General features: G+C 63.8%; 20 protein-coding genes. 7 read left to right on the plus strand and 13 right to left on the minus strand.

Features of this window, described 5'->3' with window-relative positions; translation table 11 throughout:
* Positions 1–86 precede the first annotated feature (86 nt).
* Positions 87–1,679, minus strand: coding sequence for a bifunctional phosphoribosylaminoimidazolecarboxamide formyltransferase/IMP cyclohydrolase (purH, locus tag ACN6KF_RS24450; RefSeq protein WP_434959758.1), 1,593 nt, complete (start codon positions 1,677–1,679; stop codon positions 87–89).
* A gap of 236 nt (positions 1,680–1,915) precedes the next feature.
* Here purH and ACN6KF_RS24455 point away from each other — a divergent pair, with 236 nt between their 5' ends.
* Positions 1,916–2,404 (plus strand): RrF2 family transcriptional regulator, encoded by a 489-nt coding sequence (locus ACN6KF_RS24455; protein ID WP_434959346.1) that lies wholly within the window; start codon positions 1,916–1,918, stop codon positions 2,402–2,404.
* Here the strand turns inward: ACN6KF_RS24455 and ACN6KF_RS24460 are convergent.
* The 5 genes from ACN6KF_RS24460 to ACN6KF_RS24480 form a co-directional block, all read right to left on the minus strand.
* Complete coding sequence (locus tag ACN6KF_RS24460; protein WP_434959347.1) at positions 2,310–3,353, minus strand: mechanosensitive ion channel family protein; 1,044 nt, start codon at positions 3,351–3,353, stop codon at positions 2,310–2,312. The genes ACN6KF_RS24455 and ACN6KF_RS24460 overlap by 95 nt on opposite strands.
* A gap of 355 nt (positions 3,354–3,708) precedes the next feature.
* Positions 3,709–4,119: a cupin domain-containing protein gene (locus ACN6KF_RS24465; RefSeq protein WP_434959348.1), complete on the minus strand. Its 411-nt coding sequence runs from the start codon at positions 4,117–4,119 to the stop codon at positions 3,709–3,711.
* A 258-nt stretch (positions 4,120–4,377) separates the two neighbouring features.
* A complete protein-coding gene (locus ACN6KF_RS24470; protein ID WP_434959349.1) occupies positions 4,378–5,130 on the minus strand; it encodes an SDR family oxidoreductase in 753 nt (250 codons plus the stop codon).
* Positions 5,131–5,201: 71 nt separating this feature from the next.
* On the minus strand, positions 5,202–6,119 hold the full coding sequence (locus tag ACN6KF_RS24475; RefSeq protein ID WP_434959350.1) for an MBL fold metallo-hydrolase: 918 nt from the start codon (positions 6,117–6,119) through the stop codon (positions 5,202–5,204).
* 152 nt (positions 6,120–6,271) lie between these two features.
* Positions 6,272–6,751 (minus strand): carboxymuconolactone decarboxylase family protein, encoded by a 480-nt coding sequence (locus tag ACN6KF_RS24480; RefSeq protein WP_434959351.1) that lies wholly within the window; start codon positions 6,749–6,751, stop codon positions 6,272–6,274.
* Between the two features lie 130 nt (positions 6,752–6,881).
* Here ACN6KF_RS24480 and ACN6KF_RS24485 point away from each other — a divergent pair, with 130 nt between their 5' ends.
* The gene (locus tag ACN6KF_RS24485; protein ID WP_434959352.1) at positions 6,882–7,778 is read left to right on the plus strand and encodes a LysR family transcriptional regulator; all 897 of its coding nucleotides are present in this window, start codon (positions 6,882–6,884) and stop codon (positions 7,776–7,778) included.
* A 128-nt stretch (positions 7,779–7,906) separates the two neighbouring features.
* The gene (locus tag ACN6KF_RS24490) at positions 7,907–8,707 is read left to right on the plus strand and encodes a hypothetical protein (protein WP_434959353.1); all 801 of its coding nucleotides are present in this window, start codon (positions 7,907–7,909) and stop codon (positions 8,705–8,707) included.
* A 458-nt stretch (positions 8,708–9,165) separates the two neighbouring features.
* Here the strand turns inward: ACN6KF_RS24490 and ACN6KF_RS24495 are convergent, their stop codons facing one another.
* The 6 genes from ACN6KF_RS24495 to ACN6KF_RS24520 all read right to left on the minus strand — a co-directional run bounded on the left by ACN6KF_RS24495 (position 9,166) and on the right by ACN6KF_RS24520 (position 17,838).
* Complete coding sequence (locus ACN6KF_RS24495) at positions 9,166–10,866, minus strand: RNase H family protein (RefSeq protein ID WP_434959354.1); 1,701 nt, start codon at positions 10,864–10,866, stop codon at positions 9,166–9,168.
* Between the two features lie 858 nt (positions 10,867–11,724).
* Positions 11,725–12,435, minus strand: a complete 711-nt coding sequence (locus ACN6KF_RS24500) for a hypothetical protein (RefSeq protein ID WP_434959355.1) — start codon at positions 12,433–12,435, stop codon at positions 11,725–11,727.
* A 235-nt stretch (positions 12,436–12,670) separates the two neighbouring features.
* Positions 12,671–13,654 carry a dicarboxylate transporter/tellurite-resistance protein TehA gene (gene tehA / locus ACN6KF_RS24505; protein WP_434959356.1) on the minus strand — a complete coding sequence of 328 codons (984 nt, stop codon included), beginning with the start codon at positions 13,652–13,654 and terminating at the stop codon, positions 12,671–12,673.
* A gap of 285 nt (positions 13,655–13,939) precedes the next feature.
* A complete protein-coding gene (locus tag ACN6KF_RS24510) occupies positions 13,940–14,347 on the minus strand; it encodes a hypothetical protein (RefSeq protein ID WP_434959357.1) in 408 nt (135 codons plus the stop codon).
* Positions 14,348–14,352: 5 nt separating this feature from the next.
* Positions 14,353–16,065 carry a heparinase II/III family protein gene (locus ACN6KF_RS24515; protein WP_434959358.1) on the minus strand — a complete coding sequence of 571 codons (1,713 nt, stop codon included), beginning with the start codon at positions 16,063–16,065 and terminating at the stop codon, positions 14,353–14,355.
* A 423-nt stretch (positions 16,066–16,488) separates the two neighbouring features.
* Positions 16,489–17,838 carry an RsmB/NOP family class I SAM-dependent RNA methyltransferase gene (locus ACN6KF_RS24520; protein WP_434959359.1) on the minus strand — a complete coding sequence of 450 codons (1,350 nt, stop codon included), beginning with the start codon at positions 17,836–17,838 and terminating at the stop codon, positions 16,489–16,491.
* A gap of 148 nt (positions 17,839–17,986) precedes the next feature.
* On the opposite strand from ACN6KF_RS24520, the gene ACN6KF_RS24525 reads away from it, so the two are divergent.
* From ACN6KF_RS24525 to ACN6KF_RS24535, 3 genes are all read left to right on the plus strand, one after another.
* Entirely contained in the window at positions 17,987–18,694 is a 708-nt protein-coding gene (locus ACN6KF_RS24525; protein WP_434959360.1) for a hypothetical protein, read from the plus strand.
* A gap of 89 nt (positions 18,695–18,783) precedes the next feature.
* Positions 18,784–19,242 carry a YaiI/YqxD family protein gene (locus ACN6KF_RS24530; RefSeq protein ID WP_434959361.1) on the plus strand — a complete coding sequence of 153 codons (459 nt, stop codon included), beginning with the start codon at positions 18,784–18,786 and terminating at the stop codon, positions 19,240–19,242.
* Positions 19,243–19,349: 107 nt separating this feature from the next.
* Entirely contained in the window at positions 19,350–20,711 is a 1,362-nt protein-coding gene (locus ACN6KF_RS24535) for an ABC1 kinase family protein (RefSeq protein ID WP_434959362.1), read from the plus strand.
* A 148-nt stretch (positions 20,712–20,859) separates the two neighbouring features.
* On the opposite strand, the gene ACN6KF_RS24540 is transcribed toward ACN6KF_RS24535, so the two are convergent.
* The gene (locus tag ACN6KF_RS24540; RefSeq protein ID WP_434959363.1) at positions 20,860–21,165 is read right to left on the minus strand and encodes a hypothetical protein; all 306 of its coding nucleotides are present in this window, start codon (positions 21,163–21,165) and stop codon (positions 20,860–20,862) included.
* A gap of 338 nt (positions 21,166–21,503) precedes the next feature.
* Between ACN6KF_RS24540 and ACN6KF_RS24545 the strand changes: the two genes are divergently transcribed.
* Entirely contained in the window at positions 21,504–22,298 is a 795-nt protein-coding gene (locus ACN6KF_RS24545) for a chorismate mutase (protein ID WP_434959364.1), read from the plus strand.
* Positions 22,299–22,314: the final 16 nt, after the last annotated feature.

Here is a 22,314-nt window from a genome sequence, read left to right on the forward strand (position 1 = left end):
CCGCTTTGCCTATTGCCACCACGCATAAAGAGCAAACAGCCTTCCCGCCGTGCGGAGAAGGCCGTTTGCGCCCCGTTCGGTGGGCCTTAATGCCGGAAGTGGCGCGTGCCGGTGAACACCATGGCAAGGCCGGCCGCGTCGGCGGCGGCGATCACCTCGGCGTCGCGCTGCGAGCCGCCCGGCTGGATCACGGCCGTGGCACCGGCCGCCACCGCGGCCTCCAGGCCGTCCGCGAAGGGGAAGAAGGCGTCCGACGCCACCACCGAGCCCTTGGTCAGGGTTTCCGGCAGGCCTGCCAGCTTGGCGGCGTCGACTGCCTTGGCGGCGGCGATGCGGGCCGAATCGACGCGGCTCATCTGGCCGGCGCCGATGCCGACGCTGGCGCCGTCCTTCACATAGACGATGGCGTTGGACTTCACATGCTTGGCGATGCGGAAGGCGAAGGTAAGGTCGGCCATTTCCTCGGGCGTGGGTGCGCGCTTGGTCACCACCTTCAGGGTCATGTCGTCGACCACGGCATTGTCGCGCGACTGCACGAGCAGGCCGCCCGCCAGCGTCTTGGCGGTAAGGCCCTCCGCGCGCGGATCGGGCAGGGCACCGGTGACGAGCAGGCGCAGGTTCCGCTTGGCCGAAATGATGGCGATGGCGTCCTCGCTGGCGTCGGGGGCGACAATCACTTCGGTGAAGATCTCGACGATCTTGCGGGCCGTGTCGGCATCGAGCGTGCGGTTCACCGCGATGATGCCGCCGAAGGCCGAGACGGGGTCGCAGGCAAAGGCCTTCTCATAGGCTTCGAGCAGCGTCGGCGCCTCGGCGACACCGCAGGGATTGGCGTGCTTGACGATCACCACCGCCGCCGATTTGGTCGGGTCGAACTCGGCCACGCATTCGAAGGCGGCGTCGGTGTCGTTGAGGTTGTTGTAGGACAACGCCTTGCCCTGGAGCTGGCGGGCGGTGGCAACGCCCGGGCGCTTTTCGGGGGTGAGGTAGAAGGCCGCGCTCTGATGCGGGTTCTCGCCATAGCGCAATGCCTCGGCCAGCGTGCCGCCGAAGGCGCGGAAGGTGGGGGTGTCCTCCTCCAGGGTGGCCGCAAACCAGTTGGAGATGGCGGCGTCATAGGCGCCGGTGCGGGCATAGGCCTTGGCGGCCATGCGGCGGCGGAAGGTAAGGCTGGTCGCCCCTTCGTTCTCGGCAAGCTCGGCCAGCACGTCGTCGTAGTCGGCGACGTCGACGATGACGGTGACGTCGTCATGGTTCTTGGCGGCGGCGCGGATCATGGCGGGACCGCCGATGTCGATGTTCTCGATCAGGTCCTCGAAGCTGCCGCCGCGGGCCAGCGTCGCCTCGAAAGGGTAGAGATTGACGACGAGGAGGTCGATCGGGCCGATGCCGTGCGCGGCCATGGCGGCGCGGTGCTCCTGGTTGCCGCGGATGGCGAGCAGGCCGCCATGCACCTTGGGATGCAGCGTCTTGACGCGGCCGTCCATCATCTCGGGAAAGCCGGTGAGGTCGGAGACGTCCTTGACGGCGAGGCCGGCCTCCTCCAGCGCCTTGCGCGTGCCCCCGGTCGAGACCAGCTCGACGCCATGGGCGGCGAGGCCTTTGGCGAAGTCGATCAGGCCTGATTTGTCCGAAACGGACAGCAAAGCGCGGGCGATGGGGGCGGCAGCGGTCAAGATTGAAATCTCCGAGGCAGGGTTTGGCCGCTTGATAGCGCAAGATGAGGGGAAGGGGGAGATTTTTGGAGCGCGGACTTCCAGTCCGATCTTGGAAACGCTGTGCAGGCAGGAAGGAAAGAAAGGAAGAGCGGACGAGACGTCCGCGCACCCGGGACACCCCGCATTTACACGCTGCGCCAATAGGGATATCGTATATCCGTAATTATCGGCGCGTACTGCCGCTGCGGAATGAACGCATGATCCTGAAAAGCCAAGTCGAATGGGCGCTGCATTGCTGTGCGATCCTCGCCGGCCTGCCGGCGGGGCGCTACCTCTCGACCAAGGCGCTGGCCGAGTTCCACGGCGTGCCGAAGGAATATCTCTCCAAGGCCCTGCAGCATTTGTCGCAGGCCGGGCTGGTCGATACCACGCTCGGTCCCTCCGGCGGCTACCGGCTGGCGCGGCCCCCGGCCGAGCTGACCTTCCTCGAGATCGTCGAGGCGGTTGAAGGGCCGGCGCGCACCTTCGTGTGCAGCAATATCCGCGCCAACAATCCCTGTCGCCCCAAGGGCTATTGCGAGAGCGGGCCCTGCGCCGTGGCGCGCATCATGTGGGAGGCGGACGAGGCCTGGCGCGAGAAGCTGCGCAGCGTCAGGCTGTCCGATCTGGTCGGCATCCTGTCGCAGGAGATTCCCGAGCAGCTGTGGAAGGATAGCTTCGATTGGGTGCTGTCGCGGGCTGGATGAGGCCCACCGCCGGCGCGAAGGCCAGGCCATCCGCGCCATAGGTCCGGTAGAGCCGGTCGAGCACTTCGTTTCGCGCCGGGGTGCGGCGCGCCGGACTGGCCACGCAGAACTGCAGCTCGGCCTCGATCGCCAGCGCATCGATCGTCTTGAGCGCCACGATCGGCGCGGGATCCCTGAGGATCTCGTCGCAGGCCCGCAGCACGGCCCTGAGCGTCTCGATGCTGTCGTGCGGGTTGTGGCTGGCCGCGATCCGTACGCTCTGGCTGATCCAGTGGGTCTCGTCGGGGCGGCTGAGATTGGTCAGGCTGAGCTTGGCCAGCAGGCTGTTGGGCAGCACCACGAGGTTATGGGCGCCGGTGACCAGGTTGGTGGCGCGCCAATTGGTCTCGACCACCCGCCCCTCGGTGCCGTCGCTCAGCACGATCCAGTCGCCGATGGCATAGGAGCGCCCCAAGGTCAGCGCGATGCCGGAGAAGACGTCGCCGAGCGTGTTCTGCAAAGCGAGGCCGAGAATGACGGCGACCACGCCGGAGGTCGCCACCAGCGTGCCGACCGGCGCGCCGAACACGAAGCTCAGGATCGAGAGGGCGACGCCGAGATAGGCGAGGGCCACGAACAGGTCCTGCAGGAGATGGGCCTCGCGGGGCCGGCGGTCGATGGCGATATAGATGTGCATCACGCCGATGACGGCCCAGGCCAGATGCGTCCACCACAGCACCCGCGCCGATTTGGCGACGAAGGCGGCAAGGCCGGTGGTTTCGTTGGCGCCGAGCTGATGCGGCCAGATGCCGTTGAACGCGACGAGGGCCGTCATCGCCGCGAAGAACAGGATCTGCACGATCAGGCGCGCCCGCGGGCGCCGGCGCCCCTGCAGATGCCAGACGATGATGCCGGCAAGTCCGAGCAGGTCGATCAGCACGAGGGGCAGGAAGGCGGGATCATCGACCATGGCTGGGGGCTCGGTGGGGGGGAAATGCGGGTATCTCGGCCGTGTCGAGAACGGCTCGAAAAGCCCTCGACCAGGACAGGTAAAGCGCGGGGATCCCCCCGGTTTCGGGGAGGTCGCGGCACAGTTTGTGCGCGCCGGGCCGGCAAAGCCGACTCGGGTGGGGGAGAGTGGCGTAATCTCACCATTTTCCGGCCTATTGGTGCCACTCTCCCCCTTCCGTCATTTCTGCGAAATGACACCTTCCCCGAAGTCGGGGAAGGATTTCCGCCGCCATGGATCGGCAATGCGGAGATGCGTGCATCGGCCACTGCGTGGAGAGGGCTTTTCGCGCTGCGCCAAGCCCAGCCGCAACGCCTTATTTCTGCAGCGGGAAGGTCAGCTCCTTCTGGGCGGTGTCGACCACGAACACCGCCAGCAGCTTGGCGGGCCGGGTCTTGCTGGCATTGGCGCTGACGCCGTGGCGGTCGCCCGGCATTTCGGAGAAGTTCTGGCCGGCGCGGTAGACCTTCACCGGCCCGTCATTGACCTGGCTCTTGATCGCCCCTTCCAGCACGGTGGCGTAGATGAAGGCGGAGGCGGGATGGGTGTGACCCTCGGAAAAGCCGCCGGGGCCGTATTCGACCAGCACGCCCTTCAGGCTCTTGCCGGGCACATTGGGCAGCTCATGCTCATAGACGAGCGAGACCTTGGCGGCCTTGCCGTCGGCGGCAGCCGGGGCGGTGAGCAAGGCGGAGATCGCGAAAGCGGCGAGAAGCGGGCGGATCATGGCTGGGGTTCCTGGTTGGGGGGATGATCTGGCGCAGGAAGCCTTCTCCACATAGTGGGGAAGGTGGCCCGACGAAGTCGGGTCGGATGGGGTGTGGCGGGCAGTGCGATGTCTTCTCGGAAGCTCGCGCAACCGTCGCGCCATCTGGTCAAGCGCTGCGTGTTGCCCGCCACACCCCATCCGTCAGTGCTTCGCACCGACACCTTCCCCACTGCGTGGAGAAGGCTACCTGCGTTCTTCGCGGCGAGGTGCCGCTGCTCACTTCCTCGGATTCTTGGCGAACCACTCCTCGAAGCCGATGCGGCCGAGGCGGGGATTGTCGTCGCTGACCAGCGAACCGTCCTCGAGGCGGGCGCCGAAATAGCGGGCCTCGCGGTCCGCCACCACCGTGCGGGGATCGCCGCTGGCCTTGAGATAGCGGGCGACGAGGTCGCTGAGGCGCGAGCGCTCCGGGCCGGCGATCTCCACCGTGCCGTTCACCGGCGCGGCCAGCGCCACCTCGGCCATGGCGTCGGCGACGTCGTCGGAGGCGATCGGCTGCACGAAGGCGGGCGAGAGATGCACCTTGCCCTCGATCGTGCCGGACTGGGCGATGCCGGCCAGGAACTCCATGAACTGGGTGGAGTGCACGATGGTGAAGGGGATGCCGGCGGCCTTGATCAGCTTTTCCTGGGCGAGCTTGGCGCGGAAATAGCCGCTGTCCTGCAGCCGCTCGGTGCCGACGACCGAGAGGGCGATGTGGTGCCCGACGCCGGCCGCCTTTTCCGCCGCCATCAGGTTGCGGCCGGAGGTCTCGAAGAACGCCAGCACGGCCTTGTCCTCGAAGGAGGGCGAGTTGGCGAGGTCGATCACCACCTGCGCGCCGGCCAGCGCCTCGGCGAGGCCCTCGCCGGTGATGGTGTTGACGCCGGTATTGGGCGAGGCGGCGATCACCTCATGGCCCTTGGCTTGGAGCCGCGCCACTGTCTTGGTGCCGATCAGCCCGGTGCCGCCGATGATGACGATTTTCATGGGATGTCTCCTTTGGGGGTGTTGTCCCTGGGACCGCGGACGAGGACGTCCGCGCTCCCAGGGCAAAGCGCTCAGTAGTCCCAGAACACCGGCACCCAGCGGAAGGCTTCGCCGTCCACGGCGACATGGCCGACCGAGGGGAAGGGCAGGTGGGTGGCGACCAGGAACGAGTTGGTCTCAGCCAATTCCCGCAGCAGCCGGACGCGCACGCGGGCTGCCTCCTCCGGATCGTGCTCGAAGCCGTTGAACCAGTCGGGATGCTCGAAGCCAACCGCGAACATGGCATCGCCCGCGAACATCAGCCGGTCGCCGCCGGAGGCGAGGCGGACCACGCTGTGCCCCGGCGTGTGGCCGCCGGTGCGGGAGACGACCACGCCGGGCGCCACCTCGTGCTCCTCCTCGAACAGCCGCAGCTGGCTGGCATATTCCTTGGCGAAGCGTGTGGCGGTCGCCCGCAGCGCGTCCGGGAAGCCCTCCGGCATGGCGACATGGGAGAAATCAGGTGCTTCCCAGAACTTGGCCTCGGCTTCAGCCACATGGATCTTGAGGTCCGGCCGCAGCCGCTCCTTCACGCCATCGACCAGCAGGCCGCCGACATGGTCCATATGCATATGGGTGAGCACCACGTCGGTCACGGCGCCGAGATCGATGCCGGCCGCCTCCAGCCGCTTGATCAGCTGGCCGGCCCGCGGCAGGTTGAGGTCGGGGTCGAGCCCCAGCCCGGCGTCGATGAGGATGGTCTGCGCGCCGCTGCGCACCACCACCACGTTCAGCGCCCAGTCGAAGGCGTCCTGCGGCAGGAACATGTCGTCGAGCCAGGCCGCGCGCTGGGACGGGTCGGCATTGTGGCCCAGCATCTGGGTCGGCAGCGGCAGCACGCCGTCGCTGACGATCAGCACGTCGATCTCGCCGATCTGCACGGCATAGCGCGAGGGTACGAGGTCGTCGGGTTTGGCCCTGGCGGGTGTCAAGGTGTCGTTCAGGCTCATGCTGGCCTCCTATTGAGTGTGGCATTGGTGCCGATGGATGTTTTCTGGAGCGCGGACTTCCAGTCCGCATTTTCCTTTCGCGTGAGCGCAACGCTTCCAAGAGCGGGCATCGCGACATGCAGGCATGTCGCTGAGAAGTCCGCGCTCCGTCCTCAGCTCAGCCCGGCCTTGTCGAGCCCGTAGAGCTTGTCGGCCGAGCCCGGCACCGCCTTGAAGGCGATGGAGGCGCGGTTCCAGGTGTTGATGATGGCGATCGCGAAGGTGAGGTCGGAAACCTCCTTCTCCGAAAGCTGGCCGCGCACGCGCTCATAGAGTTCGTCGGGAATGCCGCCCTCCGGCAGCTTCGTCACCGCCTCGGTCCAGGCGAGGGCGGCGCGCTCGCGCGGCACGAACAGGTTGGATTCGCGCCAGATCGCAACGTGGTAGAGCCTCAGCTCGCTCTCGCCGTGGATCTTGGCTTCCTTCACATGCATGTCGAGGCAGAAGGCGCAGCCATTGAGCTGGGAGGCGCGGATGTTGACGAGATCGCGGATCTTCTCCTCGATCACGCTGCCCTTCAGGACCATGCTGAGATCCGAGAGCTTCTTGAAGAGTTCCGGGGATTGCTGGGCGTAGTTCAGGCGCTGGCTCATGTCCGTTTCCCTTATTAAGGATATCTAATATCCTTATGGATATAAAATATCCGTAATGGCTGGACAGTAAAGCCTTACCAGCCTAAGTTCCCGGCATAAGGCCTATGCGCAAAAGTATGGGGGCAGGGGAATGGACATCGTTGGCGCCTTGCGGACCTTCCTGCGCGTCGCGCAGACGGGCTCCTTCACCGCGGCGGCTGCCGATCTCGATCTCACCCAGCCGGCGGTGTCGCGCCAGGTCTCGGCGTTGGAGGCGCGGCTCGGGGTGCGCCTGCTCCACCGCACCACGGTGGCCCTGGCGCTGACGGCCGAGGGCGAGCGGCTGATCCCGATGGCCCTGCGCGTGATCGAGGCGGTGGAGGCGCTGGGCGAGAGCGCCGGCACCGGCGAGGCTGTCGTCGCCGGCAAGGTGCGGCTCTCCCTGCCTGCCCCGCTCGGCCTTGCCCTCGCCGAGCGCCTGCCGGAACTGCTCGTCCGCCATCCCGGCCTCACCGTCGATCTTCTCTTGCGCGAAGCGCCCTCCGATCTCATCGGCGAGGGCATCGATCTCGAAGTGCGCCTCGGCGCCGTCGAGGATTCCAGCCTGACCGGCCGGCGCATCGGCTGGACCACGGCCTTCCTGGTGGCCGCGCCCTGCTATCTCTCAAGGCGGCCCGCCCCGGTGCGGCCGGAGGAGGTGCCTCGCCATGACTGCATCTGCTACGCCCGCGCCGGCGACGGGCGCCTGTGGTCCTTCTCCGACGGCGCCGACGAGACGCGCCTTCGCATCGCCCCGCGGCTGACGGCCGACAGCGCCGTCGCCATCCACCGCGCCACTCTGGCCGGCGGGGGCCTTGCCATCCTCTCCCACATCCTCGCCGGCCCCGACATCGCGGCGGGCCGCCTCATTAGCCTGATGCCGGACTTCCCGCCGGCCCGGCTGCCGATCACGCTGGTCTACCCCTCACGGCGGAATTTGCCGCAACGGGTGAAGGCGGTGATGGAGTTCGTGGTGGAGGTGGTGAGAGGGGATGTGATGATGGGGTGAGAGGAAGGATGACTGTGACCTAAGGCGGATGCCCACTTCAGGCTGGCGGCTCGCAAGGAGATGCGACCGCCGGAGGTAAGATGATCGGAAAGGGATATGCCGCATGGTAGGCTTATGAAACTAATGGAATGGCTCATGTGATGCTGATATTAGTTTCATTAATGCTGCTGTACATCTTGGGGGGAATTTTGCCACATCTGGATATAAAGATCCTTCAGTGCCTTGAGACGGTTACACAAGCACTCCAGATTAATAAAACAATGAGTGCGACCAAACTCAAGCGTACCTATGCCTTCGATTCGGATATCTTTGATGCTGCGGTCACTCATGGATCTGAAAAGAAGGTATTAAAGCGAGGGGATCGGAATATCTTTACCTTCGTTACTCCATATGTGATCCCCGAAGAGGCCTATTACGCGTCGATTGAAGAAGCATTCCGCGAAATCTGGGAGGCTGACGGTTATGAAAAGTCTCAGTTTTATCTCGAAAATACGGCTCGTCGTGATTCCAAGATCGCCGGACCTTGGACGCGTCCAGATTTTACCATGGTCTCCTACAAGAAGTTTCCTTGGACTATCGGCTCAGAATTTGACGTTGTGACTTTCGAAGTGAAGAGAGCTGATACCAGCAATGTGTTGGCGGTATTTGAGGCAATGTCGCATCGAAGCGCTGCAACCCGGTCGTATGTAGTGTTTCCGCTAGATGAGGTTACCTGGACGGCAAAGGATCCGGCTCAGGCGATCCGCGTGAAAGACGAATGCATACGTCATGGGATTGGATTAATCTTCGTGGGTCAAGGAAGCGCCAAGGCCGCCGCGGTACATGCTATCCCGGCAAGACGTTTCGATATAGATCATCGCAAGAGCAGCGACTTTCTGGCAGCGGTGCTGACTGAAGCCGGCAAGAACCGTATAGCGGAGTGGAAGTAGCTTGCGGTGAGTCGATAACGCCGTGGCCATCCACCGCACCACTTTGTCCGGTGGAGGCCTCGCCATCCTCTCCCACATCCTCGCCGGCATCGCGGCCGGCCGCCTCATTAGCTTGATGTGTCGGACTTCCCGTCGGCAAGGCTGCCGATCACGCTTGGTCTACCCCTCGCGATGAAATTTGCCGCAACGGGTGAAGGCGGTGATGGAAGCGGAAAGAGGGGATGGGGTGAGGGGAAAGCCCAGATATCTCGCTGTTCTCAGATCTTCTGCGTATTAAACCCTGGTTGAAATGCCGATGCGTATCAAGCGGGCTCGTCATGGCGGTGCACCCTCCCTAAGGAAATTCTGCTTTCAGAAACCGTGAAACTGCGCTCGTCGCGTGAATATATACACAGCGGATACGAGCATATCCGCGTTTGCGTCCATCAGCATCGCCAACGTGAGTGTACAGCGTCCAGTCAATTATTCTCCAGTGATCGAGATTTTGCCAGTGCATCCGCACGCTCATTGTGAGGATCGCCGTCGTGTCCTTTCACCCAAACAATGCTGATCTTCCGACCTGCAACGAGCTCTTGGTATTGACGCCACATTTCGCCGTTTGATTTCGCCAAATTTTCTCCCTTGGCTATCTGCACCACATACTGACTATCAGTTCGAATGCGAATTGGTTTTCCAAGGGGGGCCGCCTTCAACGCTTCTATTACGGCACGCAGCTCCATTTGATTGTTCGTAACATCAGTAGCCGAACCTGAACCTTCTTCTTTCGTGTCGTGGATGACAAAGGCCCATCCGCCTTTCCCCTTGTCCCTTGATGGCCGCCGCCCCCCTGCGATCGATCCATCGGTTGAGATCGTGACAATGTTTTTGGACGCGATGAAGCGTGCCCCGCCTTCTAACCTAAAGGGCACATCTGAAAGGTCTTTGGGCTTGATGTCGGAAAGTAAACACACCCCTCCCGTCCGTCTTCTACCTTTCATGTCCAAGGTTCGAGCAACAGCGGCAAACCAACTTCGAAAGCTACTAAGCTCGTCGTCAATTCGGAGGTCCAAGTCATCGATAGTTGCCGGAGCATTCCCATACGCGAATGCATTGCCCCATCCACGCAATATGCGGTCAATTCCTACAAGCGTTTGAGCATATCTCTGTGTATTGTCGGCATGAGGATTACGCTTAATATCTAAAATATTACGTTTTCCGTATTTTATGCGATCTTTAACTGCCTTTATTAGATTTTCGCGCGCGCCCTTTGCCGGCTGCAGCATTCCTGTTCGGATGTCATATCCCAGAAAAACAAACCCATCGATCACGGCGCCCGCTTCCGCTTTGTCTCTCCGTGAGCTTGAAAAAGGATCATGGCAATTCAGCCCAAGCTTTGAAAGGTGCATCCTTGCGCTTTGAAATGCCTTCTTCACACGCCACCCATCTTTCGACAGCAATACAAAATCGTCTATAAAGCGGACGCAAATGATCCCATCTTTGTTAAACTGTACGTCAAAATCGTGTAGGAGGATGTTTCCAAAAAGCGGCGAGAGAGGTGACCCTTGAGCAACACCTTGCTCGTCGGTAGGAAAAATTTTGCGATCTTCACCAAGCGCTTTTTCGTTGGCTAAAACTACGTTTGTCGCTCCATAGAGTAGTTTGATGAAATTCTCGTCCTCAACTTCTTCCGCAATCTTTTCTATGACGTATTTTCTGGGAATTCCGTCGAAAAAACCAGAAATGTCTGATCGAACAAACGAGGTGTAACCTGCCTCAATCGCGTCTGTGATCAGTTTTAATCCGTGAGGAACTCCGCGTTCTGGAACGCCGCCTACACTGGTCGGCATAGTTATCACAGACTTAACAAAAGGAACCTGCGATTGCAGAGTATCAAGTATGGCTCGCTCAACGACACGATTGTGTATTGACGCCATTACTATTCCACGTTTGCTGTTTCCGCTCTTCTTTTCTTTTGCGACACCAATCTGCGGCTCAAAATCAAATACGCCATCTTTTAAGCGGCGTTGGATTTTTTTAATATTTCTATCCGCTTGGCGATCGAATTGCTCGGTAGCCCATCGAGTCTCTTCTTGCGCGGAAGCATACCCATTTTCGCGGATTTGCCGCCATGCTTGGGTAAGGCTAAATTGCTTTCTGGTGTGCTCGAATAGCTTTCCCACTATTTCTCTCTTGGTGAGCGACGTCGGTTGCCTCGCCCCACCTCTGTAGCTACCTGTTGCTCACCGAGACCGTGTTCCGCGTGATCGCTCACACTTCCCACAGCACCCCGCGAACAGGTTGCACGTCTTACGACGCCTCCCTGTCCGACGCTAAGCAGAGGTCCGGCACCAGTAACTGGCCCAGCCATGCGAAGCTTTAGTTTGAACGCCGCACCCCAAACTCGGTTTGCGGTTAGTCGCCAGTCCAAACTGGCATGTTTTTGCATGCGGCAGTCTTCATTTGCTCTTCTCCAAAGTTAGCTTAGCTTTTTGGAGCGAAAAGCAAGCGTTTTTCTTGCGCACGCGCCAGGCGAAGCCGAAAATAAAACCTTATGGCCATCCGACACTTGAAACCGACTTCAATTTCAAGGGCTATGACCGGAACAGAGGTAAGGCTCGCCTGTTGCTCACCGAGACCGTGTTCCGCGTGATCGCTCACACTTCCCACAGCACCCCGCGAACAGGTTGCACGTCTTACGACGCCTCCCTGTCCGACGCTAAGCAGAGGTCCGGCACCAGTAACTGGCCCAGCCATGCGAAGCATAAAGCCCGAACCAAGTAGCAGATTCGATCTATGAACACAACGGGAACGCAGGGGGTAGCGTGCCAACTACACGCCGTCGCCAAAGCGTGATACGCCGGAGTATTAAGATATGTGGGCGCCTAGGCGCAAAACGCGCCTATCGCCCGAATAGATCGATGATGTTTTGCACGGGTGTCCGCGCGCGTATTTCACTAAGCGCGCTGATGAGCAGTACAGTTAAATGCACTGTCATTGTAATGGAGCTTCGCAAAAGTTGGGCCTACGCCCTTCGATTTTTAGGGTTTCTGTCCGAAGTGTTCGGTCACCAGGTCGACACCATCCCAGAAAGACGCTACGCGATCCGATGTTCGGTAGAAGTTCTCGGGATTAAACTGACATCTCTGGGCTGCGGCTGAAACCTCTGGGTCACCCTTAAACTTGCTGAGAAACATCTGAAGTTTTAGCCCCCGCTCTTCGATGGCGGCTGACACAGCGCTAACCGCGTGCTCGATGAGCAATGCGAGGTCATCACCTGCCTCGGCCAGATATCCCGAACGGCTATTGGAATAGGTGAATGATTGACTTCCGTCGACGGACTTAAGGATCGTCCGCTCTTCGTGCCAGCGCAGCCCGTACTTGCCTTCCGGTATGCCGTAGTGCGCAACGACGGTATTTCGCAAATCAGCAATGGCCAAATGCTTTGCTTTCAATTCTGCGGAAAAGGCTTTTCTTACATCCACGCCCCGCCGGCCGTCCTGATCAGAAATAGTAGCACGGGCATAAAGGATGACAGCGTGAGACATAAGCGCTGCGCCAAATCTGGACCTATCGCTCGCGTTGTTATGGATCTGGTGGAGCGTTTTGATCGCGCTCCTCGCCTCCAGCAGATCGGCACGAAGTGAGAACGCAGAGTGAAAGCGGTCAATGGCGTCAGCAAAGCCCTTAAGCCGCTTGATACCTCGAATTTCGGCCGCCAATTGTGTCAGATCATACGCCCACCTCGACATGTCGTTCCTCTGGCCCCCCTCGACATGTCGTTCCTCTGGAAATACGGTGACAGTGCATTTTACTGGCTATGCCAAATCCAGCTGAAAAATAGAAGCGCTGTCGCTGTAGTTCTCAACTTCAGGTCTGTCCAATCGCTTTAGAACTCCGCCGGCGAAAGGTTGGCGAAATCGTAGCGGCCAGGCAAGGGTGACAACGCCCCGGTGGTCTGGCTCAACGGCAGTTCGCGCGGATAGACTACACCTTCGCCCCCGTTGGCTGGGTCGGTGGCGGCGGCAGCAGCTTGCCGCGTGCCAGGAGATAGAGGCTGCCCACCGCCAGCAAGCCGATCACGATATTGGCGATGGCGAACAGGAAGGGCGCGAGCAGTTGCGCCGGCGGGCTGCCGCCTTCCGCGGCCAGGCGGATCACGGCAGTCGGCAGGGCGGCGACGCCGAAGCTGAAGCCCCAATAGCCGGGCGAGAAGGGCTGGGCCATGATCCAGGGCAGCAGGCGCAGCAGGATCAGGCCCTGCAGGATGGCATAGCCGATCAGCGCCATGGCGAAGACATCGCCATGCCCGCCGCTGACATTGAGATAGGCCACCGCGCCCACCGCCGGCGGCGCGAGCTGGATGCCGAGCGTGGGGCGCAGCCTTTCCGGCAGGGCCGGCCCGTGCAGCAGGCGGTTGATCAACACCGATTCCAGTGCCAGCCAGGAGAACACGCCGCCGCCGAAGGCCAGCTGGCCCCATTCCGGCCAGCCGAGGGCCGACAGCGTCGAGGCCGATACGAAGCTGGCGGCGACGGTCGGCAGATAGAGCACGGCCGTCGCCGTGCCGATGTCCCGCTCACCGCGCCACAGGCCACCCGAACGGTAGACGGCGAAGGCGATGGCGCCGAGGGCGCCGATGAGCGCCAGCACGAGGCCGCCCGTGCGGGAATAGGGCAGCAAGGCCTGGGCGGTCAGCATCGTCGTCACCGGCGCGAGGCCGATGAAGCAGCACTGGATCGCATCGGCGAATTCGGCGCGCGCATCGCCCGGCGCAAACAGCCATTTGCCGGCGAACAGCACGATCAGCAGCGCCCAGACCAGGGCGCCGATGGCGAGGATCGCCTCGGATATGCCGGCCGGCAGGAGCCAGAGGCGCTCAGCCCCGCGCCAGAGCAGCCCGAGCGCCAGCAGGCCGAGCGGAATGCCGAAGAAGGCGGCGGGCGGGAAGCGAAAACCGGAAGGCGTCATGGCCTGTATCCACGAGGTATTGTGCAATGATGGCGCCGGGCCTGATCGTCCCGTCGCGTCCCTTTCAGGTCCTAAAGCGTTTTGCGACTTGGTGGAATCACCGAGAATCGCAAAGACGCGTCGGAACAAGGAGTTAGAGCAAATGGGCGTTCACGCTTGAACGCACTTTGCTCTAGGAGAACCCGGCAGGCTGGAGACGCCTGGCGCTTCCCGATCCAGGATAGGCGCAAGATCCGGCGTGTTCAAAGCCGGGTTGGCGATTTCCACTTTCACAAAAGCGCCGGTTCATTTCTGGACCGGCGTGCAGTCCATGACCTTCGTGCCATTCACGGAATTCGTGACCTTCAGGCGCTGCTTCCCGCTCGTTTCGTCTTTTTCAAGATGATATTGCAGCGTGACGGGCGCCTCGCTTTTGCCACCGACCTTCCGGGCCGGGAAGAACTTCTCATAGGCTTTGCCGTCCTTCCTGAGCTTGGCGACATTATCCAGCGAGACCAGCGCCAGGTAGTTCTCGAGATCCGAGGCGACGACGAGCTTGTCGCCCTTGTCGCCATAGAGCGCGACCAATTGCTGGGTGACCTTCATCGCGGGAAGATGGGTGCAGGAGAAGGTCATGTAGTCCTCCGGCCGGTCCTGGGCCATTGCCGGCCCGGCCGCCAGCACCGCCAGCGTGATGGGTAGGAGGCGCCTCATTCCCGTCACACCGGATCGGCCGGCAGGAAGGCCCAGCTCATCGTGTGCTCGCCCTCCGGCAGGGTCATCACGATCTGCACGCTGCGGCGCGGCCCCTCGGGGTTGGCGAGATGGGCGGTCTCGGCCAGCGTGAACGGCACGTCGGCCAGGAACAGCCATTCCTTGCCGCTCGGCAGGGTGATGACGATCTGGGTGTCGCCATTGGCGGGCCGGGCGGCGACGGCGGGGTGGAGGTGGAAGCGCAGCAGCACCGGCTCCTTGCCCTTCCAGGGCTCGGCCTTGTGGTCGAGGAAGCTGTCGCGGCCCTCCAGCGCGCCGGTGATCTGGCTCAGCGTCAGCTCGCGCTGGTGGATCAGGCCGAAGTCGTGGCGGTAGCCGTCATGGGAGGCGGTGATGGTGCTGGCCGCCGGCGAGTTCTCGCGCTGCACCGGCACATGCTTGGGGCCGGAGAGGATGGCCCGGCCGCCCAGGCTCGGCGCGGTCGCGCCGGGCTTCCGCGTGCCGCCGGCGAAATGGCTGGAGGAGGCGTCGGCCACGATGGCGGTGGAATGGGCGCCGGTGGAACGGGCGAGGTGGCGCCAATTCTCGCGGCCCGGCGCGGGCGCGCCGCAATTGACCACGATGCGGAAATTGTCGGCCGAGAACTCGAAGGCGAGCGTGCCGGCATGGGCTTCCTGCGAGACGTTCACCGGCGGCGGCTTGCCGGTGTCGACCAGCAGCACGGCGCCATTGGCCTCCAGGCGCTGATAGCCGCCATGGGGGGCGTTCTGCACCGGCTTGCCGCGGGCATCATCATAGGCGAGCAGCGTGGCGATCAAATGGCTCTGGGTGTAGCCCATGCCGTTGAAGGCGGCGAAGGCGCCGTCGGCATGGCGGAAGAAGCGCAGCATCGGCATCATGCGGTCGATGGCGCCGATCAGTTCGGGCGGGGCCACGGCATTGCGGGCGGCGAAGGATTGGCGCAGCGGCAGGAGATCGAGCAGGAGCTCGATATTGGCCTGCGGGTTGCGGGAGATATGGATACCGTCGGCCAGGATCTGGCGGTTGAGTTCAGCCGTGAGCCAGCGCTGGGCGGGGCGGCGCAGGCCCGCCTTGTTGGAGAGGCAGAGGCTCACCTGCATCACCGCGATGGCGCAGAGCAGGCGCGGCATGCCGTCGGTGGTGGAGCGGCCGGCATGCAGGAGATAGCTGGTCTGCCAGGCGACCGAGCGCAGGAAGGCGCGGTAGAAGCCGCGATCGGCGCCGTCGAGCACCATGGGCGCCATCGAGACCCAGGCGAGCAGGCGCCGCGCGGTCAGCAGTGGGTCGAGCGCCTCGGGCTGGAAGCGCAGGTTCGAGCGCACGAAATCGCCGACGAGGCGGCGCGCCACCTGCTTGCCGGCGCTGCCGTCAGCGGCCCGCAGGTGCCTCAGCCAGGTGAAGCCGAGCAGGGTCTCGCGCCAGGCCGGCGAGGGCGGGGCGATGGCGAAGGGGGAGACCTCGTTGAGCACGATCGTCTTGGCGACGAAGGTGAAGCGGCCATCCACCAGCTCGGCGGCGCGGGTGGGGTCGGCGGCCCTCAAATCCTGCGGGGCCAGCACCAGCTTTTCGGGATCGCCGCGGCCGAAGCGCCAGCGCATGAAGGGCAGGAGGTAAAGGCGCGTCAGCACGGCGCGGCCGGATTGGCCGGCAGCAGTGAGGGAGAGACGGAGCTTGGGGCCCAGAGTGCCTCGGCTCATTCCTGACGCGGACCTCCAGAGAAGGGAACGAAGGGACGGGCGCCCGGAGCGGGCATGCCGACGTCGGCGATAGGCTCCTTGTGGCCATTGCGTGAGCTTCGCGCAAGCCTCGGGCCGGTGTTTTCAGCGACATGGCCCCAGTTTTAAACGGGGGGAATATCTTGGAGCTTCCCCGGAAGGGCGCGGGCGCCTTCTCCACGAAGTGGGGAAGGTGGCGTTTCGAAGAAATGCCGGATGGGGTGTGGAGGGCAGTGCGCAATGCAAGAGAGGATGGCACGACGGTCGTGCAAGTTTCCGAGAGGGCGCGCATTGCTCGCCACACCCCACCCGACCCGACTTCGTCGGGCCAGCGCACACAAACTGTGTTCGCGACCTCCCCACTTCGTGGAGAGGGCTTTCGTGCCTTATTCGGTGCCCGTTCCGCTACCCCTTCCGCCGCATGCGCGCGGCGAAGAAGCCGTCCATGCCGGCCATCACCGGATCGGGATCGGGCAGGAGGCTCGGCAGCGTGCGCAGGAAGCCCTCAGGCGTGATGGCGCCTTCGATGCCGCCGATGTCATCCGGCCGCACCGGCTCCAGGGTGAAATCCTGGTTGCCCTCCAGGAAGCGGGCGATCTGCTCTTCGCCCTCCTCCCGCTCCAGCGAGCAGGTGCAGTAGACGAGGAGCCCGCCGGGCTTCACCAGGCCGGCCATGCGGCCGAGCATGCGGCGCTGCAGATCGGCCACCGCGCCGATGTCGCGGGCGGATTTGCTCCAGGCGACGTCGGGATGGCGGCGGATGGTGCCGGTGGCGCTGCAGGGGGCGTCGAGGATGACGGCGTCGAAGGGCTCGGCTTTCCAAGCCTGCAAGTCAATGGCCAGGATGTCGGCCGTCACCACATCGGCCTTGAGATCGAGGCGCTTGAGGTTTTCGGTGAGGCGCTGCAGCCGGGCCGCCGAGCGGTCGACCGCGGTGACCCTGGCGCCGGCGGCGGCGACCTGGGCGGTCTTGCCGCCGGGGGCGGCGCAGAGATCGGCGACCCGGAGCCCCGCGACATCGCCGAGCAGGCGAGCGGGCAGGGCGGCGGCGGCATCCTGCACCCACCATTGCCCGGCCTCGAAGCCCTCCAGTGCCCGGACGGGGCCGTTATGGGCCGTGCGTACCGAGCCGGTGGGCAGCACCCGGCCACCGAGCCTGTCGGCCCAGCCGGCGGCGTCCGCCTTCACGGAGAGGTCGAGCGAGGGCTCGACGCGCTGGGCCGCCGCGATGGCCGCGGCGGTCGCCTCGCCATACTGGGCCGACCAGCGCTTGTAGAGCCAGGAGGGGGTATCCGCCTCGGGCGGGAGGGCGGCGAGCAGCTCTTCCTTGCCGGCCGAGATCTTGCGCAGCACGGCATTGGCGAGGCCGGAAAAGGCCTGGGCGCGATCGTCCCCGCGGGCGAGGCGCACGGCGAGGTCGACGGCGGCACGGTCGGGCACGTCGAGGAAGAGGATCTGGGCGGCCGCCGTGATCAGGATGGCTTCCAGCGGGCCGGATTTGCGCGGCATGCCCTTGGCGAGCAGGTCGCTGAGGATGGTGCCGATGGTGCCATAGCGCCGCATCGAGACGCCGGCGATCATGCGGGCGAGCCCCAGATCACGCGCGTCCAGCGAGGCATCGTCGAAGGCATCTTCCAGGGCAAGGTCCTGGCCGAGGACGCCTTCCACGGCCTTCATCGCGAGGGCGCGGGCGGCAAGGCCGGGAACGCCGGGCCCGGAGGAGGGGCGGCGGGCGGGAAAGGGAGGCTTGTTCAAGGGGCTATCAATCCGATTTGCCGCCTCAATAGAGGATTTGGCCGCAAGGCGGAACCCCTGTCAGGCTATGGCCGGCCGCGCGCCTTGCCTCATCCTGCAATCCGTATCATCAAAAGCAGCGGCATGCCGGGCGGGCGAGGAGGAGCTTTTGCGCAACATTGATTTCACCTCCTGGCAGAACCTGCTGGCAACGGTGATCGGCCTCGCGCTCTTCACGCTGATCGGCGTCGGCATTCGCCTGCTGGCGATGGTCACCATCCAGCAGCGGCGCGAACGCCTGAACCGGCAGATCAACGAGCGGGTCCGCACCTTGATCGCGGCCTATCGCACGCTCGGCGGCTCCTTTACCGGCGACCTTACCGTCGATCCGATGCATCTGCGCGACCTGCGCCGGCCCTCTGCTCCGCCCGAGGGAGCGGCGGACGTGCTCGACCTCAGCGCCGACAAGGTCGCGCGCTCCGACAGGGCCCGCCGCATCCGCGACGCGGTCGAGGCGGCCTTGTCGGACATCGTCCTGCTCGGCACCGAGGAGCATGTGCGCCTCGCCAGCCGCGCGGCGCGCGAACTGGTCGCCGGCCATCCCGTCCACACCCAGGAACTGGTGATGTCCCTGCGCGCCTTCATCCGCGAGGCCCTCGACCTCGCCCCGATCCCCGCCGATATCGAGCTGCCGGCGCAGGGGCCTGCACGCCCCTCCGCCTCGGGCGGCGGCGGCAAGGGGGAGCGCGGCAAGGAGGAGGGCCGCCAAGGTGGGAGCGGTGGCGGCGGCATGGGAGGCGGAATGGGAGGAGGAATGGGCCTGGGGCTGGGATCCCTCGGGCACGAGGACGACCCGTCTTCGGGCCATGGCACCTGAAGACGCGCCGAAACGAGGCGTGAGGGCAAAACGGGCTCTTCGCCAAAACGCGCTTTGCCCTGAGGCCGAAAAGGCGTTATCGCCTCACCATGCCCATCGAGATCTTCGTCGACGCCGATGCCTGCCCCGTCAAGGACGAGGTATTCCGCGTGTCCATCAGGCACGGGCTCAAGACCCATGTCGTCGCCAACAGCTTCATGCGCGTGCCGCGCGATCCCCTCATCGAATTCGTGCTGGTGCAGGCCGGCCCTGACGCTGCGGATGACTGGATTGCGGCGCGCGCGACGCCGCAGGCCGTGGTCATCACCAACGACATCCCGCTCGCCAGCCGCTGCATCGCGGTCGGTGCCCAGGTGATAGGCGCCACCGGCAAGCCCTTCACCGAAGCCTCCATCGGCATGGCGCTCGCCACCCGGAACCTGATGGAGCACCTGCGCTCCACCGGCGAGATGACCGGCGGCCCGAGGCCCTTTGCCGCCAAGGACCGCTCGGCCTTCCTGCAGGCCCTGGACACGGCGATCATGCGGCTGAAGCGGGCGGGCGGGTAACGGCTCCGTCCGGTGGGGAGAAGGGCTCCCGCATTCCCTGCGCCACCCTGTCGCTTGGCGCTTCGGCGGCGTGCGCCTATCTAGAGTGGGGCAGCCAGGAGATTTTCATGTCCGAGCATGACGACGAGGCGAACCGGCTTTCGGCCAGAGCGAGGCGTTATGCCCGGGTCGGCGTCAATGTCGGCGGCGTGGCGGCCCGCATGGCCGGGTCGCGGTTGATGGGCGGCGGGGCTTCCTCGAGCTCCAATGCCGCAGCGCTGGCCAAGGCGCTCGGCGGGCTGAAGGGGCCGCTGATGAAGGTCGGCCAGTTGCTCTCCACCATTCCCGATGCGCTGCCGCCTGATTATGCCGCCGAACTCTCCAAGCTGCAGAGCCAGGCACCGCCCATGGGCTGGGCCTTCGTCAAGCGGCGCATGATGGCCGAGCTCGGGCCGGACTGGGCCGGACGCTTCGCCAGCTTCGAGCACGAACCGGCGGCGGCCGCCTCGCTCGGCCAGGTCCATCGCGCCACCGCCAAGGACGGCACCGCGCTGGCCTGCAAGCTGCAATATGCCGACATGCAGTCGGCCGTGGAGGCCGATCTTTCCCAGTTGCAGGTGCTGTTCGCCCTGCACCGGCGCTTCGATCCGGCCATCGACACGCGCGAAATCTACCAGGAGATCGGCGAGCGGGTGCGCGAGGAGCTCGACTATCGCCGCGAGGCCAAGCATACCGCGCTCTACCGCAACGCCTTCGCCTCGCTCGGCATCAGCGACGTGCGGGCGCCGCGGGTATGGCCCGAGCTTTCCACCGGCCGGCTGCTCACCATGGACTGGCTCACGGGCGAGCGTATCCTTGCCTTCAAGGAGGAGGATCTTGCCGTGCGCAACCGGCTGGCGGCGGCGATGTTCGCGGCCTGGTGGCAGCCCTATGCCCATATCGGCATCATCCACGGCGACCCGCATCTGGGCAATTACACTGTGTTCAGCGAGGGGGGCGAGCCTGCGGGCATCAACCTGCTCGATTATGGCTGCATCCGCATCTTCCCGCCGGCCTTCGTGGGCGGTGTGGTCGAACTCTATCGCGGCCTCCTGCACGGCGAGGCCGAGCGCGTGGTGCATGCCTATGAGAGCTGGGGCTTCAAAAAACTGAGCAAGGACCTGATCGAGACGCTGAACCTGTGGGCCCGTTTCATCTTCGGCCCGCTGCTCGACGATCGGGTGCGCACCATCGCCGATGGCGTAGCCCCGTCCGAATATGGCCGAAGGGAAGCCTATGCCGTGCATCAGGCACTCAAGCAGAAAGGCCCGGTGACGGTGCCGCGCGAATTCGTGTTCATGGATCGCGCCGCGATCGGGCTCGGCGGCGTGTTCCTGCATTTGCGCGCGGAACTGAACTTCCACCGCCTGTTCGAGGCGGCGATCGAGGACTTTTCGATCGAGACCGTGGCAGCCCGGCAACAGGCCGCGCTCGCCGAGGTTGGTTTGTAAAGCCGAAACCGGCTCCAGGTGTCACCGAGCGTGAAGCCTGCCACTCCCGAGTTGTCTCGCCCAATCGATCCTCAGGATCGATTGGGCTCGCAATGACGGGAGGTTAGTCAGGTCTCAGGAGCCTCCATTGACGCTCCTGCCCCCTTATTCAGGAAGCTGGGGCTTCGCTCCGGTGATGCAGCGGATGCCGCATGGCGGCGTGATGCACCCGGCGCGTCGTCATCGGGGCAGTGGGCGCTTCCACGCCGGGCGCCGCCTCCACCGCTGGATTGACGCCCTGTCCGGCATTGGCGTTCCACAAAGGCATGGCCGCCGGCGCGACAGGTGTCTTGGCTTCGTCATAACCGAAGCCGCGCTGGATCGAATAGAAGTCGGTGATGCCATCGGCCTGGGCGCAGGACGCTGCCGCTGCCAGTCCACATGCGGCCAAGACGGAAGTGATCAAAATTCTCATCGTGTTTACCCTTTGGAATATTGCGGTGCTCTCGTGGCATCGCGATGTCAGAAGTAGAGAATAGCTTTGCCATAAGTAAGGCATCAACATAGTGTTCGCGAAGTTTTGAAATTTGTTTCTGCAGTGTTGCTGAGATATTTATCAATGATTGTTTGGGTTTTTGGTTGCAACTTTTCATTGAAGATCGAAAACTATTTATGGTTGTGCGATGACGGGGGATTCAACGTATTGGCGATGGCCATGTCTGTGGGGGGAAGTCGACCGATCGGGCAGGCGGTTGCCATCCCCGGCCCATCCGCCTATGAGAGGCTTCCCACCCTCGATGCTCCGATTCCGCCATGACCCCGACGCAACCGGCTGCCAGCCTTGCCGATCTCCGCCAAGAAATCGATCGCATCGACGCCGCCATGCATGGGCTTCTGATGGAGCGTGGGGAGATCATTGACCAGCTCATCGCCATCAAGCGCTCCCAGGCCTCGGGCTCCGCTTTCCGGCCGGGACGCGAAGCCTCGATGATGCGCGAGATCGTCGGGCGCCATCACGGCATCCTGCCGGTCGACATCGTCGAATCGATCTGGCGGGTGATCATCGCCACCTTCACCCATGTGCAGGCGCCCTATACGGTGCATGGCGACATCTCGCTCGGCAATGCGGCGATGCGCGACGTCGCCCGCTTCCATTTCGGTTTCGTCGTGCCCTACGAGACGCATGACGATGCCGGCGACGTCATTCACGCTCTGAGCCATTCGCGCGGTGATCTCGGCCTGGTGCCGGTAGCGGCGCCTGGTGCCTGGTGGCGTGCCCTTGAAGGGGAGACAGCGCCCAAAATCATCGCCAGGCTCCCCTTCGTCGAGCGGGCCGATCATCCGGCCGCGTTACCGACCTATGTGCTGTCCAAGCCGATCGACGAGCCGCCTTCGACCAGCGATATCAGGCTGGTCTCAGCCGTGCTGCCGGCTGCCCTGCCCAAGCTGCCGCAGGGGTGGAGCGTTCCAGCTCATGCCGGTGCGGCGCTGCTCGTCGCCCTGCATCCTGGCCAGACCGTCGTCGCGCTCGCCGAAGCCCTGCCGATGGGCACCAGTTTCGAGCCGGTCGGCTCTCACGCGCCGGCTTTCGTCCTGCCTCTCAAGTAATCTTGGAATCCCCAAA

Source organism: Labrys methylaminiphilus subsp. lupini, from assembly GCF_051161885.1.
Taxonomy (GTDB): domain Bacteria; phylum Pseudomonadota; class Alphaproteobacteria; order Rhizobiales; family Labraceae; genus Labrys.

Bases quoted from the DNA above. Each gene is read 5' to 3' on its own strand.
- ACN6KF_RS24455 (WP_434959346.1), top strand. From the start codon at position 1,916: ATGATCCTGAAAAGCCAAGTCGAATGGGCGCTGCATTGCTGTGCGATC.
- ACN6KF_RS24460 (WP_434959347.1), bottom strand. From the start codon at position 3,353: ATGGTCGATGATCCCGCCTTCCTGCCCCTCGTGCTGATCGACCTGCTC.
- ACN6KF_RS24465 (WP_434959348.1), bottom strand. From the start codon at position 4,119: ATGATCCGCCCGCTTCTCGCCGCTTTCGCGATCTCCGCCTTGCTCACC.
- ACN6KF_RS24470 (WP_434959349.1), bottom strand. From the start codon at position 5,130: ATGAAAATCGTCATCATCGGCGGCACCGGGCTGATCGGCACCAAGACA.
- ACN6KF_RS24475 (WP_434959350.1), bottom strand. From the start codon at position 6,119: ATGAGCCTGAACGACACCTTGACACCCGCCAGGGCCAAACCCGACGAC.
- ACN6KF_RS24480 (WP_434959351.1), bottom strand. From the start codon at position 6,751: ATGAGCCAGCGCCTGAACTACGCCCAGCAATCCCCGGAACTCTTCAAG.
- ACN6KF_RS24485 (WP_434959352.1), top strand. From the start codon at position 6,882: ATGGACATCGTTGGCGCCTTGCGGACCTTCCTGCGCGTCGCGCAGACG.
- ACN6KF_RS24490 (WP_434959353.1), top strand. From the start codon at position 7,907: ATGGCTCATGTGATGCTGATATTAGTTTCATTAATGCTGCTGTACATC.
- ACN6KF_RS24500 (WP_434959355.1), bottom strand. From the start codon at position 12,435: ATGTCGAGGTGGGCGTATGATCTGACACAATTGGCGGCCGAAATTCGA.
- tehA (WP_434959356.1), bottom strand. From the start codon at position 13,654: ATGACGCCTTCCGGTTTTCGCTTCCCGCCCGCCGCCTTCTTCGGCATT.
- ACN6KF_RS24510 (WP_434959357.1), bottom strand. From the start codon at position 14,347: ATGAGGCGCCTCCTACCCATCACGCTGGCGGTGCTGGCGGCCGGGCCG.
- ACN6KF_RS24515 (WP_434959358.1), bottom strand. From the start codon at position 16,065: ATGAGCCGAGGCACTCTGGGCCCCAAGCTCCGTCTCTCCCTCACTGCT.
- ACN6KF_RS24530 (WP_434959361.1), top strand. From the start codon at position 18,784: ATGCCCATCGAGATCTTCGTCGACGCCGATGCCTGCCCCGTCAAGGAC.
- ACN6KF_RS24535 (WP_434959362.1), top strand. From the start codon at position 19,350: ATGTCCGAGCATGACGACGAGGCGAACCGGCTTTCGGCCAGAGCGAGG.
- ACN6KF_RS24540 (WP_434959363.1), bottom strand. From the start codon at position 21,165: ATGAGAATTTTGATCACTTCCGTCTTGGCCGCATGTGGACTGGCAGCG.
- ACN6KF_RS24545 (WP_434959364.1), top strand. From the start codon at position 21,504: ATGACCCCGACGCAACCGGCTGCCAGCCTTGCCGATCTCCGCCAAGAA.